The 16,477-nt window shown below is 63.3% G+C and carries 6 protein-coding genes; 2 read left to right on the top strand and 4 right to left on the bottom strand.

Annotated features, from left to right (window positions below):
- The first annotated feature begins 6 nt into the window (after nucleotides 1-6).
- Both J2X43_RS11540 and J2X43_RS11535 read left to right on the top strand, forming a co-directional pair.
- Entirely contained in the window at nucleotides 7-1,185 is a 1,179-nt protein-coding gene (locus tag J2X43_RS11540; RefSeq protein ID WP_310294089.1) for an aminotransferase class I/II-fold pyridoxal phosphate-dependent enzyme, read from the top strand.
- Complete coding sequence (locus J2X43_RS11535; RefSeq protein ID WP_310294087.1) at nucleotides 1,175-1,921, top strand: 4'-phosphopantetheinyl transferase superfamily protein; 747 nt, start codon at nucleotides 1,175-1,177, stop codon at nucleotides 1,919-1,921. Before J2X43_RS11540 ends, J2X43_RS11535 begins: the two co-directional genes overlap by 11 nt.
- Here the strand turns inward: J2X43_RS11535 and J2X43_RS11530 are convergent.
- Genes J2X43_RS11530 through J2X43_RS11515 form a run of 4 tightly spaced genes read right to left on the bottom strand, consistent with a single transcriptional unit; the run spans nucleotide 1,891 to nucleotide 16,305 of the window.
- Nucleotides 1,891-3,483: a hypothetical protein gene (locus tag J2X43_RS11530; protein WP_310294085.1), complete on the bottom strand. Its 1,593-nt coding sequence runs from the start codon at nucleotides 3,481-3,483 to the stop codon at nucleotides 1,891-1,893. The genes J2X43_RS11535 and J2X43_RS11530 overlap by 31 nt on opposite strands.
- 29 nt (nucleotides 3,484-3,512) lie before the next feature.
- On the bottom strand, nucleotides 3,513-6,308 hold the full coding sequence (locus J2X43_RS11525; protein ID WP_310294083.1) for a condensation domain-containing protein: 2,796 nt from the start codon (nucleotides 6,306-6,308) through the stop codon (nucleotides 3,513-3,515).
- Nucleotides 6,308-14,389, bottom strand: a complete 8,082-nt coding sequence (locus tag J2X43_RS11520; RefSeq protein ID WP_310294082.1) for a non-ribosomal peptide synthetase/type I polyketide synthase — start codon at nucleotides 14,387-14,389, stop codon at nucleotides 6,308-6,310. Before J2X43_RS11520 ends, J2X43_RS11525 begins: the two co-directional genes overlap by 1 nt.
- The gene (locus J2X43_RS11515) at nucleotides 14,386-16,305 is read right to left on the bottom strand and encodes a non-ribosomal peptide synthetase (protein WP_310294080.1); all 1,920 of its coding nucleotides are present in this window, start codon (nucleotides 16,303-16,305) and stop codon (nucleotides 14,386-14,388) included. The genes J2X43_RS11520 and J2X43_RS11515 overlap by 4 nt, the downstream gene beginning before the upstream one ends.
- Nucleotides 16,306-16,477: the final 172 nt, after the last annotated feature.

Below are 16,477 nucleotides of genomic sequence, written 5' to 3'. Positions count from 1 at the left end.
CAGCAGATGGCCCGTGTCGGAGTTCGTGAATGGCTGGCGCTTGCGCCGGTAATGCTATCAGGCAAGCTCGCCCGCTACAGCGATGACACTGGCGGGCCGCTGAAGCGTTTCGAAACCGACTTCTGCGAGAAGTTCGGCCTGTCACACGCGCTGACGATGTGCAACGGCACCGCAGCGCTGATTTCGGCGATCGCCGCCGCCGGCATCGGCCCCGGCGACGAGGTGCTGGTACCAGCCTATACCTGGATCGCGACGGCGGCCGCTCCGCTGGCTGCCGGTGCCGTTCCCGTGCTTGTCGACATCGACCATACGCTGACCATGGATCCGGCCGATATCGTGCGCAAGATCACGCCGCGGACCAAGGCGATCATTCCGGTTCACATGGCCAACATGGTCTGCGACATGGACGCCATCATGCGGATCGCCCGCGAACACAATCTTCTGGTCATCGAGGATGCCTGCCAGGCGGTCGGCCTGACCTACAAGGGCAAGCGCACCGGCTCGTTCGGTGATGCGGCGGCCTACAGCTTCAACCAGTTCAAGAACATCAATATCGGCGAAGGCGGGGCGCTCGCCACCAATGACGCCACCCTGTTCGCCCGCGCCCGCATGTATCACGATATCGGCGCGCTGTTCCGCGGCCATCTCGAATTCATCAAGGAGCCGCCGATCCTCGGCGTCAATTTCAAGGCCAACCAGATCCAGGGCGCGATGCTGAACGTGCAGCTGAAGAAGCTTGATCCGATGATCGCCAAGATGCGCCGGCGCTATGATGTGATGACCGACATCCTGTCGCATAGCGACGTGCTGCGCGTCGGCCCCCATAACGACGTCAATAACGCCGCCGGTCTGCATGTCATGTTCGACACCGAGGACGACGCCAAGCGCTTTGCCGCCGAACATAAGCGCGGCGTTTACCGCCTCTACGATTCCAGCCGCCACGTCTTCACCAACTGGCAGCCAATCCTGCAGAAACGTACAGCCCATCCGGGCATGAACCCCTACAAGTGGGCCGACAAGAGCGTCGATTACGGCGGCGACACCTGCACCCAGTCGCTCGACATCCTGAAGCGCACCTGCCGCATCAGCCTCGGCGAAAACTATCCGCTGATGCTGATGGCCCATCTTGCCAAGCGGATGGTGCAGCAGCGTCCGGCCGGCGGACAGCTCGCCTATGCGACCTGAGACGGCTGGCAGCGACGGCATCATCGACCTCTGGCTGTTCGATCTCGAGCCGGCGCTGCCTGACGTCCACGATCTCGAACGGCTGCTCAGCGGCGACGAGCGGACCCGCGCCGCCGCCTTCGTCTTCGACGAGGACCGCAACCGCTACATCGCCGGGCGCGGCCGGCTGCGCGAAATCCTGGCGCACTATCTCGGCCTGCCGCCGCAGGACATCCGCTTTACCTACAACGCATACGGAAAGCCCGGTCTCGACGCCGGGCTTCACGGCGTTCTGCATTTCAATCTGAGCCACAGCGCCGGGCTGGCGCTGCTGGCGGTTTCGGACCGCTATTCTCTCGGCGCCGATATAGAACAGGTGGCGCCGCTCAAGGAAGATGTGGCCGCCTATTGCTTCTCCGATGCCGAGCGCAGCGATCTCGCAGCCCTGCGGCCGGGCGAATATCTGGACGGCTTCTATCGCTGCTGGACGCGCAAGGAGGCTTTCGTCAAGGCGCATGGCGAAGGCCTGTCGCTGCCGCTGCAATCCTTCGACGTCTCTATCGGCACGGAAGCCGCGCCTCTTCTCAAGAGGCTGGACTCCGATCCATCAGGCCTTCGGAACTGGAAGCTTTTCAATCTCGCCCCGGCGCCAGGCTTTGCCGGCGCCCTGGCAGTGTTGACGGGCGGCAGGAACTCCCGGCTGCAATGGCGCAGCCTGGAGGAGCTTTACGCCGTCAGCCGCGCATCCAGTATGTAGCGCCCGCCTGCCTCGTCGAAATGATGGCAGCCGTGCAGGCCGGCCTTGAAATCAGGCGTGATCACCCGGACGCACCGCTCGCGATAAGCATCTTCGCTGAGCTCATCGATCTCCATGATATTCAGGCCATAGCCGTAGACGCCGTTGGTGTTGCGCTGCGACGGCCGGTAGAGATGCCCGCCGCGCTCGAACATCCGCCCGCCATTGCGGGCCGCGACGCTGCCGATCACTACGGGATTGTGCCGGTGCGGCTTCAGACCCTTCAGATCCGGGCCATCGACCTCGTAGATATAGAGCTCGCTGCAGTGATCCTCATAGGCGTGATAGTCGGAAAGATTGCTGAACAGCCACCACTTGCCGCCATGCTGGACCAGCATGTTGTCCGCTGCGGACCGCCCTTCGAGCGCCGTCGAATGCAGCTCCCATTTCAGCGGAAACTCGACGCAGCGCCAGATCTCGATGCGCTTGGTGGCATGCGTCTCCGGCATCATGAAGATGTCGTCGCCATCGCGAAAGACGTAGGGATAGGAGAGATGGTGCTCGCAATTCAGCGCGATGCCGACAGGAATGAGCTTGTCGCCCTCGAAGCGCCCCACCGAGATATGCGCCTTGTGACCGCCGGTCGAATAGGATTCGTAGAACAGATAGCAGTTGCCATCATGCTCGAAGAGAAAGGGGTCGGCCTTGATGTCGTCCTTGGTCGGCGGCACCTCGATCGATTGCGACGGATCGAAATCGTCGATCTTTCCCCGGCCGGTATAGAGCGTCCAGACGGCGGCGCGCAGATGCATGCGCCGGCCGGCCGCACTCGCCGCGCGTTCGAGGAGATGCAGGCCGAGAGCCGCGCCATAATGCAGCACAGTCGCAAGCTTCGGTGGTGTCGCAGGTTTGCGCACCCGGGCGGGCTCGATGTTGAGCTCGCCGGCAGCCGCCTTGCGCAGCTCGCGCATCAACAGCGTCACCGAACGCTCCTTGATGAAGGCGGTGTTGCGGGCCGCTGAAATCTTGATGTTAAAACTGCAGGCGGCAATCGTCGATTTGCCCGCCCCGCCGCGGTCGGCCGACAGGATAAGCTCAGTCGCCGGTGCCTTCGACAGCAGATCCCGGTATCCGAACCAGCTGCCGTCCGCCGAGCATTCGTCGGAGAAATTGAACGACCAGACGCCGAACGGCAGAAGGTTCGCCACCGTTGCCGGCAGCGATGCCGGTGTCATCCGGATGATCAGATCCAGCCCGAGTTCGACCGCGAGCCGCGCGACATAATTGCCCCGCGCCGCATCGTCGGACATCGCATGCATGACGTCGAAGCGCTGCTCGGCAGCCTGGAAGCTGCCGGGCAGATAGGCGGGCTGGCGGGCAAAAAGCCGGTTCTCGATCTGCCATTGCAGCCGGAACAGGCGCGATGCCCTCGCCGTGCCGTCGGGACGATCGTGGACGATGACGGTCTCGAGCACGAAACGGCTGTCGGCCTTGATCCGGTCGAGCACGGCCAGCTGCCAGCTTTCCAGCCCGTCCTTGCTTCCGGCCAGAACGCCGATCCTCAGCGGTCTGTCTTGCCCCATGATGTCGCTCCGTTTCAACGGGTTGCGGGTCATTTCTGATCTGCTGACTGCAGTTTCCTCGAGATTGCCGAGGCCAGTTCGCGGATGCCGTCGCTGCTGAGCGAGTCCTCATGCCAGCCGCTGAGATCGACGCATGCCGTATCCTTGGCAACCGCCTCGCCCCAGCCGAACCGCAACTTGCGGGCGCGCGGGTGATGTGCCTGGCTACGCAGGAAGACGATCGACGGATCCTGCGTCTGCGCCGGCTTGTACTGCCTGGATGCGCGCACCAGCAGGCCGGTCACCGCCTCATTGGCGACTTCTTCCGGCGAATATTCGCCCTTGCGGACGCCGAAGAGACGCAGCAGACCGAGCGTGACGTTGAACTCCTTCAGGTAATCGATGACAGGCATGCGGCCACCGAGCACCTTCTGCGTGAAGTAGATCGACCGCTTGACGCGCCGCTCTATCGTCCAGCGCTTCTGGCGGAACTTCGGCTGCGAGCGGAAATAGCCCGGCGCCCAGGCGTCGATCATCGCCGTGAACTGCACGTTCTTGCCCGCTTCGCGCAGCTGCCTGGCGATCTCGAAGGCGAGAACGCCGTTGACGCAAAGGCCGACGATGGAAACCGAGGTGACCTGCGGCGGGATCTGCATCGCGTCGATGGCAAGGGCGGCAATCTCCTCGAACGACTTGCTGTCAAGCGCATCATCGAGCCGCGCGTTGAACATGTTGACGTTGTAGACCGCAACGGTCTCCGGCAGCTCGCTTGCCAGCCGGTAGTAGAGGAACGGGTGATTCAGCGTATAGACCGCTTCCGTTCCCGTTCCCGGCTTGCAGGTGATCATTTCCCAAGGATTTTCAGGAGCTTGAACCTCTGCCTTCACAGGCGCCGTCGAGACGCCGAACACCGATGCGGTAAACCGCTCGAGCGTCGGTTCGCGGAACAGCAGCTCGAGGTTCGGCTTTTCGTTGAACTTTTCGCGCACGGCGGCGAGCATCCGCAGCGCCAGCAACGAATGACCGCCAAGCGCGAAGAAATCGCTCTCAGGCGTCACTGCGGGAACATTGAGGATCTGCTTCCAGAGGGCGGCAACCGCCGCCATCTTTTCCGGATCGGCCTTCATAGCGGCACCACCGGTGGCAACGGCCTGGACAGCCTTGGCCGGAGCGGACGCCGGTAGACGCACCGCCGAACGGTCGATCGATCCATCGGCCGACTTCGGAAGCCGCATCAGCACGCTGATTTCCTTCGGCAGCTTGTCACCGGGGACATGCGCTTCCAGATGGCGCATCAGGATCGCCGGCAGCCGGTCGAGCGCATCCTCGCAGCTCGGCGACGGAACGACGAAGGCCTGCGAGCCGATCTGCCCGCCACCGGAAACGACGGCAGCCTCGCCGACGGAAGGATGCGCGCGCAGCACGCCCTCGACATCATGCGGATCGAAGCGGTGAACCGCAACCGGAGCAGCCCCGCGGCGCGGCACCGTCAGTGCCGAAAGCGGCATGTCGGGATTGGCAAGCACCGCATCGTAGGTCTCCTTCCAGTAGCGCAGGAAGAGCTCGATGGTTTCCTTGTCAAACAGATCGGTGTTGTATTCGATCGACATGCGCCAGCCACTCGGACGGCCGACCATCATGAAGCTCAGGTCGTAGATGACACCGGGCGATTGCGACGGAGCACTGATCAGCTCGAATTCGCCATAGCGGCGGTCTTCGAGGAAAGCCTTGGACAGGTTGAAATTGACCGAAATCAGCGGATTGCGCGACGGATCGCGCGGCGGATTGATCATCCCGACCAGTTCGTTGAACGGCATGCGCTGGTGGTTGAGAACCCCTTCCAGCATCTCGTTCGACGAACGGATATGTTCGGCGAAGGTCGGATCGCCGCCCATGTCGTATTTCAGGACCAGCGTGTTGATGAAGACGCCGATCAGGTTTTCAAGGTCGGTATCCTCGCGTCCCGCGACGTTCGAGCCGAACAGAACGCAGTTTTCCCCGGTCAGCCGCTGCAGCATGGCGCTGATCACCGCGGTGCCGTAGCTGTAGAGCGAGACGCGTGCCTTGCGCGCGGCGGCATCGATCTTGTCGCCGAAATCCATCGGCTGCAAGACCGAGATCAGATCGGCGCTGGTGGTCTTGACCGGGCCGCGCGGCCGGTCGGGAGAGACTTCGAAATACGGCGCATCCGTCAGCTTCTCGCGCCAGAAGGTGCTTTCCGTCTCGAAGCCGTAGCTCGCCAGATATTCGGTCTGCCACAGCGCGTAGTCGCCATATTGCAGGGCAAGCTCCGGCACGTCGGGCTGGCGTCCGGCATCGATTGCCGAGGCGATCTCGCCCAGTTCGCGGCCGAGCACGCGGATCGACCAGCCGTCGAAGCAGCTCTGATGCGCGGTGATCAGGAGAACGCCGACATCGTTTTCCATCATCAGCAGGGTGACGCGGAAGAGCCCCGCCTTGCTGAGATCGAAGGGCACCCGCGCGGTTTCCTCGCCGATCGACGGCACGCGGCTCTTGCGGGTTTCCGGCGGCATGTTGCGCAGATCGATCACAGGCATCTTGAAGTCGACGCTGTCGACGACCTGCTGATAGGGGCGACCGTCCTTTTCGACAATCCTTGTGCGCAGCACTTCATGGCGCTGGATGATCTTGCGGAATGCCGCTTCCAGTGTTGCCGCCTTGAAGTTGCCGCGGATTTCCCAGCGCACCGCGACGTTCAGCCCCGGATTGCCGGGATTGAGCTGGTTCAGGATCCAGCAGCGCAGCTGCGTTTGCGTGCACGGAAACTCACCGATGATCTGCTGGCCGTCCTCAGGCTGCGCAGGTGTCTTTTCGAATGCGCTCATCATGCTCTCCCCAAGCCGCGGCGTGCGCCATTACGGAAATCCTTCAGTGAAGGGACGTGGTACTGCGCCGCCGTCTGGCTCATCACGTCCTGCTGCTCGGCGAAAGCCGCAAGTTCGGCAATCGACGGGTGGCGCAGCAGGTGCTTGGCTTCGAGCGGCAGGCCGGCATCCAGCATGCGGGCCGCAATGCGGAAGATGGCGAGCGAGTCGGTGCCGAGCGCATAGAGGTTGTCCTCGACGCCGACATCCGGAAGGTTGAGAACATCCTGCCAGATGGCGAGCAGCTTGCGCTCCATCTCGGTGCGCGGCTGCACGGTGATGATCTGCGCCTCACGCTTCGGCACGCCCCGCAGCTTCAGTGTCTTGCGGTCGAGCTTGCCGTTGGCCGTCTGCGGCAGCTGAGCCTCAGGCACCCAGAAGGACGGCACCATGTAGCCCGGCAGCTTGGCCTTGGCATGGGCTGCAAGCTCTGCCGGAGACGGCTCGCCTGCACCTGCTGCCGGCACCACATAGGCAACCAGCGACTTGTCGCCCTTGTCGTTCTCGGCAACCACCACCGCGCATTGCGCAATCCCCGGGACCTGGCCGACGACGGATTCGATGTCGCCGAGCTCGATGCGGAAGCCACGCAGCTTGACCTGCTGGTCGCGGCGGCCGAGCAGCTGCAGCGAACCATCCACCAGACGCCTGCCGACATCCCCCGTCTTGTAGAGACGCTGTGGCTTGCCCTGATCGAAGGCAACCGGGACGAAGGCTTTCTCGGTCAGATCGAGACGGTCAAAGTAGCCGTTTGCCAGGCCGTCACCACCGATGCAGAGCTCACCGGTAACTCCGATGGGTGCGATCTGGTCGGTATCGTCGAGGATGTAGAGCTGCGTATTGGCGATCGGATGGCCGATGGTGATTGGCTTTGCCGCGTCGGCGACCTGCTGGACGGACGACCAGATGGTGGTTTCGGTCGGGCCGTACATGTTCCAGAGCTCACCACCGATCGACAGCAGCGACTTCGCCAGATCCTTCGGCAGCGGTTCGCCACCGCAAAGCATCTTGAGAGCAGGCTTGTTCTTCAGCCCCGCCTCGACAAGCATCTGCCAGAGGGTTGGCGTTGCCTGCAGAACATTCGCGCCGCTCTTGTTGACGAGATCGACCAGCGCAAAGCCGTCCTGAACCGTCTGGCGATCGGCGATGATGACCTTGCCGCCCGAAATCAACGGCAGGTAAAGCTCCAGCGCGGCGATATCGAAGGAGATCGTCGTAACGGCAACGATGCTGTCATCGGCCGTGAAGCCAGGCTCGCGCTGCATCGACAAGAGGAAGTTGACCAGAGCGCCATGCGAGACTTCGACGCCCTTCGGCACGCCGGTCGAACCCGATGTGAAGATCACATAGGCGGCCGCGCCGGCCTCAACGGAGTTTTTTAGGACCGCCTCCGTCATAGACGCAGTCTGCGGCTTGTCGAGGCGGATGACCGGGACACCGGATGCCAGGGCCGCCAGCTCGTCGCTGTCGCAGACCATGCCGCCGATCCGGGCTGCATCGATCGTCTGGCGCAGGCGCTCGACGGGATGGCCGGGATCCATCGGTACATAGGCATGTCCCGATTTCATGATCGCAAGCAGGGCGACGACCATGCCGATCGAGCGTTCGCAGAGCAGCGCCACCCGCTGGCCGGGCTGCGGAACAGCCATCTGGATATCCAGCGCCAGAGCGTTGGAGCGGGCCTCGAGGTCGCGGTAGCTGATCGTCTCGGCGCCATACTGGACCGCCGTTGCATCGGGCTGCTCGGCAGCGCGCTTGGCAAACAGCGAGACCGCAAGCTCTTCCTGGTCGTAGGGTGTGGCCGTGTCGTTGAGCCCGCCGATCAGCCAGGAGCGTTCGGCAGCCGTCAGCATCGGCACGTTCTCGATCGACAGCGTGAGATCGTCGGCCAGCGCGCTGACCATCGTATCGAAATGGCCGATCCAGCGCTCGACCGTTTCGCGGTCGAAGACATCGGCATTGTAGTCGACGTCGATGCGCACGCCGTCGCGGCCTTCGATCATATTGAAGAACAGGTCGAAGTTGGAGAAGGCCTTGGCATTCGGCGCCATCTGCGCCTTAAGATCGCCGAAGCTCTCGCCGCCGGCGACACGCTCCAGGTTGAACTGGATTTCGGTCAGCGGCAGGCGGCGGGCGTCACGCTTGACGCCGAGCTTCCGGACCAGCGTGCCGTAGGTGTAGCCCTGGTTTTCGAAAGCCTGGAACACCAGCTGCTGGGTGGCCTTCAGATGCGTCAGAAAGCTTTCATGCGCATCGACGATCTGGCGAAGCGGCAGAAGGTTGACGCAATGGCCGAAGAGCACGTCGTCGCCGGCAAGCGTCTGGCCCGCGGATGGGATGGCGATGACGATATCCTGCTCGCCCGAGAGGCGGGAGACCATGACCTGAAGCGTGGCAAGCAGCGTCGAGAACAATGTCGCCCCCGACTTCGCGCCGGCCTTCTTCAGCGCCTTGTAGTGCTTGGTGTTGATGAAGCCTGTGCAGGTACCGCCCGCAAAGGTGCGCGGCTCCTGGCGTGGACGGTCGAGCGGCAGTTCCGGCAGGCCCGGAATGGTCTTGAACTGATCGAGCCAGAAGGCTTCCGTCGCAGCCGAGCTTTCCGTGGTCGGCGCATATTGCGTCGCATAAGTGGCGAAGGACATGGCCTTCGGCAGAGCCACGTCCGTGCCTTCCTTGATTGCCGAATAGACGGTCGACAGCTCGCCGACGAAGATATTCAGCGACCAGCCGTCGCAGATGATGTGGTGGCCGGTGAAGACGAAGACATGCTTGTCCTTGGCAAGCTTGATGATGGCGGCCCGGGCAAGATAGCCCTCGACCAGATCGAAGGGCGTGCGCGCCTCACCGTCGAGAATTTCCTGCAGCCGCGCGTCCGGATCGCTGTCGCCGGACATGTCGATCAGCGGCACTTCGAGGCGGAAGTTCGGGATGAATTCGAAGCTTTCGCCGCTGCGGGCAAAGCGGATGCTGAGCGCGTCATGGCGTGCCGTGACACGATCGACCGCCTGCTGGAAGATCGCATGGTCGAACTCGCCTTCCAGCGTCAGCAGGAAGGATTCGTTGAAAGCGCAGGAGGCTTCGTCACCGGCCTGGGCGGCGAGCCAGACTTCCTTCTGTGCTTCCGTCAGCGGTGCGGACTGCAGCTTCGGCTGGCTTTCGGTCTCCGACTTGTAGAACGGGTTGGAAGCGCCGTTGGTCTTGCGCTCCGCCGGTGCAAGGATGCCGACACCCTGCAGGGCATCGAGGCTCTTGCGGAAGGCGGCGGCAATGGCGTTGAAGTCCTCTTCGACATGCGCCGTGGTCAGGAAGCAGGGATAACCCTCCTGGATATGGATGCCGTTGAGGCGCATATGGGCATAGATCAGCGAACCGAGCGGATCCTCGCTGCCGAAATCGGTGATGAACCAGCTCTTGTAGCCCTGGATGACAATGCCGATGCCGCGCTTGGCAAGGTCGGCGTTCATTTCGGCGATCAGCGCCTGGGTGCGTTCGGCAACCCAATCATAAAGAATGGCACCATCGCCCTTGATATGGTCGATGACCGCACGCATAGCGGCCAGAACCAGAGGATGGCGGACGAAGGTGCCGGCGAAGAAGGTCGGTGCCGTCATCGGAACCGAGTCATCGCCATAATTCCAGTTGCCGCCGTCGAGCGCGTCCATGAAGCGGCTGCTGCCGGTCAGGATACCGATCGGCATGCCGCCGCCGATGACCTTGCCATAGGTGGCCATATCGCCCTTGATGCCCCAGATGGCCTGCATGCCGCCCGGATCGACGCGGAAGCCGGTGACGACTTCGTCGAAGACAAGCGCGAATTCGGCATCGGTGGCGATCTGGCGAAGCGAGCGGACAAATTCGACCGGGCGCAGTTCCGGATGGCGGCTCTGCACCGGCTCGATGATGACGGCAGCGATATCGTCTGCGTTGGAGCGGATATATTCGAGGCTCTCGGCGGCGCCGTAGCGCAGCACGATCATGTTCGAAACCGACGCCGCCGGAATGCCCGAGGCAACCGGAATTGCCGTCGGATTGTCGGCGCGGTTGCGGCCCTTGACCAGCACTTCATCGAACTGGCCATGATAGTCATTCGAGAACACCACGATCTTGTCGCGGCCGGTGACCGCTCTGGCAAGACGCATGGCCGCCATCACGGCTTCCGAGCCGGTATTGCAGAAGGTGACGCGCTCATGGCCGGTCAGCGTGGCGATCATGTCGGCCACTTCGCCGGCAAGCGGCGTCTGCGGTCCGATCGCAAAGCCATCGTCGGCCTGGTCCTTGACGGCACGGACGACGAAATCGGGAGCGTGACCGAAGGCCGTCTGGCCGAAGCCGTTGACCAGATCGATATATTCGTTGCCGTCGATATCCCAGATGCGCGAACCCTTGGACCGGTCGCAGACCAGCGGGAACACCATTTCCTTCCATTCAGGACGGAAGCCGGAGGCGGTGCGCGGATCGGCGAGGCGGCGGCGATAGCGGGCGGTCGAGGACTTGGAGCGGCGTGTCTTGGTTTCGTATGCGGCGATCAGATCGGTGATGAACTGGCGCTTCTCGGGCGAGAGCTCGTTGACGGTGCTCTTCGTGCCCGGCTTGTAGAGCTTCATGCGCCGGGATTCCACCGGTGCATCGGCGGGCGCGCCTTCGCCAGCGGGTGCCGCTGAAGGTGCCGGTGCGGCCTCGACCGGCTGTGGTGCTGCGGCAGCGGCTGGCGCGAAACTCTGGACCGGCGCCGGTGCGGCCAGCGCCGTGCCGCCCTGCATCAGGCTCATCTGCTGCGCAAACAGCGACTGCATGACCTGCAGCTGGGACTGCATCAGGGCTTCGAGGGTACCGGGTGCGGCAGAGAGTGGATTGGCAAGCGGCGGAGCGCTGATCATCACCGGCTGTGCGGTAGCCTGAACCGGTGCCGGTGCGGCTACTGCGGCAGGGGCTGCAGCAACAGCGGCAACAGGTGCGGCCTGCACCGGCATTTCGCGGTCCAGATGGCGGGCAAGATCGGCGATCGACGGGATGTTGCTCAGCAACTCGCGGAACGAGATCTTGACCTTGTATTCGCGCTCCACCTTCTGAGCGAACTGGCCGATCAGCAGTGAATCGAAGCCAAGTTCGAGGAAGGTCGCAGCAGTCTCGTTCGCACTGAGCGACTCACCCGAGATGTCGCTCAAAATCCGAAGCAGCGAGGCTTCGAGAACAGGAACACGATCGACAACGGAAGAAACGGTCATGGATTTACTCTCACCGGTAGGTTGCGTTTGCAGTTCTTGAACTCCGGCGACGGATGCCGTCACCGCAGCGGGGGCTGATACGGTTGCTGGTTGGGCTTGTACGGGGGCAGTTGTTGCTGCCCGCCGCGTGGAAGGAGGTGCATCGACCCAATGGCGCTTGCGCTGGAAGGGATAAGTCGGCAGGTGCGTTTTGCTGCCGCCATGCGACCATGCCTGCCAGTCGATATTGCAGCCGGCCATCCACAGCTTGCCGACGGCTTCGCCGAGCGTTTCGGCGGCAGCGTCGGCACGGTCATGTTCCGGCAGCGACTGGATGATCGTCGCAACGCCTTCCTTGGGCAGCGTCTGCGATGCGAAGGTCGAGAGCGCCCGGCCGGGGCCGATTTCCATCAGCACCGGCTTGACGCCGCGGCACAGCGTTTCGAGGCCGGCCGAGAAGCGAACGGTTTCGCGGCAGTGGCGTGCCCAATAGTCCGGGGACGTGCCGCGTTCGCCGGTCTGCCAGTCGCCGGTGACGCAGGAGATGTAAGGCAGCGTCGCCGTGCCGTAGGTCACCCGCGCCGTCTCGTCACGCAGCGCATCGGCGGCATTGTCCATCATCGCCGAATGGAAGGCATGCGAGGTGTGAAGGCGGCTATAGGCGATCCCGGCCCCGTCGAGCGAGGCGCAGACGGCATCGACGGCCGTGAAGGTGCCGGAGATGACGCAGAGCTTCGGCGCATTGACGGCAGCGATCTCGACGCCTTCGCGAAGATAGGCCGAGACCGTATCGACATCGGAGCGGACCGAAACCATGGCGCCATGCGGCTGGTTCTGCATCAGCCGCCCGCGGGTGGCGACCAGGCGCAGCCCGTCCTCGAAGGATATGACATTGGCAAGTGTTGCAGCGACGAACTCGCCGACGCTGTGGCCAATCATCGCGAAGGGGCGTACGCCTCGGCTCATCCAGAGGCGCGCCAGCGCATGTTCGACGAGATAAAGGCAAGGCTGGGCGATCTGCGTCTCGCGCTGCTCGTCCATCATCGCCTGCGTCACCGCGCCGGAATGGCAGATATATTCGCGCAGATCCGCATTCAGCGACATCTTCAATAGCTCGGCGCCGCGGTCGATCCAGCGGGTGAATTCGGGCTCGCGGCTGTAGAGCGCCGCACCCATGCCGACATATTGCGCGCCCTGCCCCGGAAACATGAAGGCGATCGGCGGTGCCGCGTCCTCGGCCACCATCGAGGTATAGCGCTCCGACTTCAGCCGCTCGATCGCATCGTCGCGGCTGCCGGCAGCAAAAGCGCTGCGGTGATTGAAGGTGCGGCGGCCGCTCTGCAGCGTGTGAGCGACATCGGCGAGCGCAGTGTCCGGATGGGTTTCAAGATGCGCGTGAAGCTTGCCGCGCATCGCCGAAAGCGCCTCCGGCGAACGGGCCGACAGCGGGATAATGAAGGGGCCCTCAGCCGGCACCGTCTCGGCAACCGGGGCTTCCTGCAGCACGACGTGAACATTGGTGCCGCCGACGCCGAAGGCGCTGACACCGGCGCGACGCGGCGTCTCGGAGACCGGCCAGTCGGCGGTCTCGCTCAGGATATAGAACGGGCTATTGGCAAGATCGATGCGCGGGTTCGGCGCCCGGAAATTCGGCATCGCCGGGATCTTGGCATTCTTCAGCGCCAGAGCCGTCTTGATCAGGCCGCAGACACCGGCGGCCGCATCGAGATGGCCGACCGTTCCCTTGACCGATCCGAGCGCAACATTGCGCCGGTGCCCGGCAATGCCGGAAAAGGCTTCGCTGAGGCCGCCAAATTCGATCGGATCGCCGAGCGGTGTCGCCGTGCCGTGGCATTCGATATAGCCGATCGTCTCCGGATCGACGCCGGCATTGGCGATGGCTGAGGAGATGACATTCGCCTGACCGGCAATGCTCGGTGCCGTGAAGCCGACCTTCTCCGAGCCGTCATTATTGACGGCATAGCCGCGGATGACAGCATAGATGTCGTCGCCGTCACGTTGGGCATCTTCCAGACGCTTCAGCACCACGACACCGGCGCCGCTGCCGAATACGGTGCCGGTGGCATCGGCATCGAACGGGCGGCAAACGCCGTCGGCGGAAACCATGCCGCCTTCCTGGTAGATGTAGCCGCGCTTCTGTGGCAGCGTGATCGACACGCCGCCGGCCAGCGCCATGTCGCAGCTATAGGTCAGAAGGTTCTGGCAGGCCTGGGATACGGCGAGCAGCGAGGTCGAGCAGGCCGATTGCAGCGAGAAGGCCGGGCCATGCAGGTCGAGCTTGTAGGCGATGCGTGTTGCCAGCGCATCGTTCAGCGAACCGACGATCTGCTGGTAGAAGCCGATCTGGTAGTTCGAGGTCATTTCCTCGGCCGTCGCCCGGTCGCGGAGAATGTTGTTGATCAGATAGGTCGGCATCGAAGCGCCGGCAAAAACGCCGATCAGGCCGTCATAGGCGGCCGGATCATAGGCCGCATCCTCGAGCGCTTCCCAGCAGATTTCCAGGAAGATCCGGTGCTGCGGGTCGGTGACCGCCGCCTCCTTCGGAAACATCCCGAAGAACTCGGCATCGAACATGTCGACATCGGTCAGGTTCGGCCGTGCCGGAACGAAATTCGGAAGAGCCCGCTCTTCATCCGTGAACGAATCCTCGAGTTCTTCCGGCGTGAATTTGGAAAAGGCATTCCGGCCCGATGTTACCAGCTGCCACAACGCATCGACGTTCTTGGCCCCTGGAAACCGTCCCGACATCCCGACAATTGCGATCTGCCCTGCGTCCTGCAAGGCTTCGTCAGCATCGCCCCCGCGATCCCCCATCATTTCGTATTCCTCCGGAAGCGAGCCATATTGTTGCGCTGTTGCTCGGCGCGCTGGGCTGCGGCGGTTCCCCGGGCCGAACTGTCGAGTTTGCCGTCCAGGAACCGGGACAGTTCCCGGATCGTCGAATGTTTGAAGAGCAGGACGACCGGGATCGCCCGGCCGAGTTCGGCCTCGATCCGCGCGTGCACCTGCATCAGCTGCAGCGAGGTGCCGCCGAGATCGAAGAAATTGGTGTCGGCATCGACCGGCTTGTTGCCAAGCGCCTCACGCCACAGCCGCGTCAGCATCGCCTCGCCGCCGCTCTTGGCGGTCAGGTCGAGACTGCCGGGGACGGCTTCGGGTGGCGGTGCAAGCAGCTTCGAACGGTCGATCTTGCCCGAGCGGGTGAGCGGCATCTCATCGATGACGACAATAGAATTCGGGATCATGAAGGCAGGCAGCCGGCCGCGTAAAGCCGCCATCACGTCCCGAGTCAGCTCCTGGTCCCTGCCCCGCAGATCCTCGCGCGGGCAGAGATAGGCGATCATCTGCTTCAGTTCCGGCCCCATCACCTGGCAGACAACGGCCGCCTCGGCGAGCCGGGTGTCGCTGCGCAGCGCGGTCTCGATCTCGTCGAGCTCGATGCGCTTGCCGTTGATCTTGACCTGCCGGTCGCGGCGGCCGCGGAAATAGACCATCCCATCGGCGTCCATCGTGCCGAGATCGCCGGTCAGATAGCAGCGCACCGGGCCGTCGCGCGTATCGACGATGACGAAACGCTCGCGTGTCAGCTCAGGGCGGTTGAAATAGCCGAGCGCCAGGCCATCGCCGCCAATCGCGATCTGCCCTTCCGTTCCGTAAGCGACTTCGCGGAGCTCGTCATCGAGAATGCGGATCTCGGTATGGGCGATCGCCTTGCCGATCGGCAGCTCCGAGCCCTTGAAATCGGCAGGGATCGAATAGGCGGTGACGAGAACGGTCGCTTCGGTCGGTCCATAGACATTCGAGACGCGGCAGTTCGGATGCGACTGCATGAAGCGCAGCGAATGGGTGACCGAGCCGACATCGCCGCCATAGATGACATGGCGCAGCGACTGCATGCGCTCTTGCCCATAGTCGGCCATGAGATTGAAGAGACCCGGCGTCGAGGCGTGGAAGGTGACGCCGTGCTCTTCGATCAGCTCGCAGAGGCGGCTGACCGAGAAATTGACATCCAGCATGCCCACCAGCTTGCAGCCGTTCAGCAACGCGCTCCAGATTTCCAGCATCGACGCATCGAAGGAGATCGTCAGCGCATGCAGCACCACATCCTTGGTGGTGAGGATATTGTGGCGCTGGTCGAGGATCAGATTGCTGAGGCCACGATGCGGGACGACGACGCCCTTTGGCCGGCCGGTCGAGCCGGAGGTAAACATGACATAGGCGGCATCGCAGCCGCAGGGTTGGCCGGCCGGCTGAACAGCCGGGCGCGCGGCCGAAGCGTCGGCAATCGCCGCGCGGGCATCCAGCGTCTTGGTCTCGAGACCCGGGATCAGCGCCAGCTTCGGAACAGAGGACGTCTCGGCGAAGATGATCTTCGGCGCGCATTCGGCAATCACATAATCGAGGTGTTCGGCCGGATAGGCCGGATCGAGCGGCAGATAGGCGGCACCCGCCTTGAGAATGGCCAGCATGCAGACCACGGTTTCGAGGCTGCGGGGAAGCAGCAGCCCGACGACATCGCCGCGGACCACGCCGCGCTCCTGGAGCATGACGGCGAGCGCATCCGAAATGGTATCGAGCTCGCCATAGCTCAGCTGGCTGTTGCCGAAAACCAGCGCGGTAGCGGCCGGATTTCTGAGCGCATGACCGTGGACGATCGCCGGCAGTCCGCGATCCCTGTCGTAGTGGCCGATGTCCTGCGTCTCGGCCGTTTCTGTGTAAGCAAGGCCCGTCATCGCCTTTTCCCCTTCATACCCCGCTGGCGGGTGTCTGCTGAGCGGCATCCGTGAGCCGACCTTCCCATTTCACAGGGATTCCGCCAGATGATCATTGGGATGAAATCGGCGCTATCTGGCGGTAGAGGGCGTAGAGGAGTGGCCGCAAAGGGCTAGGCGGCCGCACCGGACC

Origin of the sequence: Rhizobium sp. BE258, assembly GCF_031457345.1 — a bacterium.
Classification (GTDB): Bacteria; Pseudomonadota; Alphaproteobacteria; order Rhizobiales; family Rhizobiaceae; genus Rhizobium.
The sequence above is the reverse complement of the archived record's forward strand: the minus strand, read 5'-3'. Positions and strand labels throughout refer to the sequence as shown.

Coding starts and splice junctions, on each gene's coding strand:
- J2X43_RS11540 (WP_310294089.1), top strand. CDS start 7: ATGGCCCGTGTCGGAGTTCGTGAATGGCTGGCGCTTGCGCCGGTAATG.
- J2X43_RS11535 (WP_310294087.1), top strand. CDS start 1,175: ATGCGACCTGAGACGGCTGGCAGCGACGGCATCATCGACCTCTGGCTG.
- J2X43_RS11530 (WP_310294085.1), bottom strand. CDS start 3,483: ATGGGGCAAGACAGACCGCTGAGGATCGGCGTTCTGGCCGGAAGCAAG.
- J2X43_RS11525 (WP_310294083.1), bottom strand. CDS start 6,308: ATGAGCGCATTCGAAAAGACACCTGCGCAGCCTGAGGACGGCCAGCAG.
- J2X43_RS11520 (WP_310294082.1), bottom strand. CDS start 14,389: ATGATGGGGGATCGCGGGGGCGATGCTGACGAAGCCTTGCAGGACGCA.
- J2X43_RS11515 (WP_310294080.1), bottom strand. CDS start 16,305: ATGACGGGCCTTGCTTACACAGAAACGGCCGAGACGCAGGACATCGGC.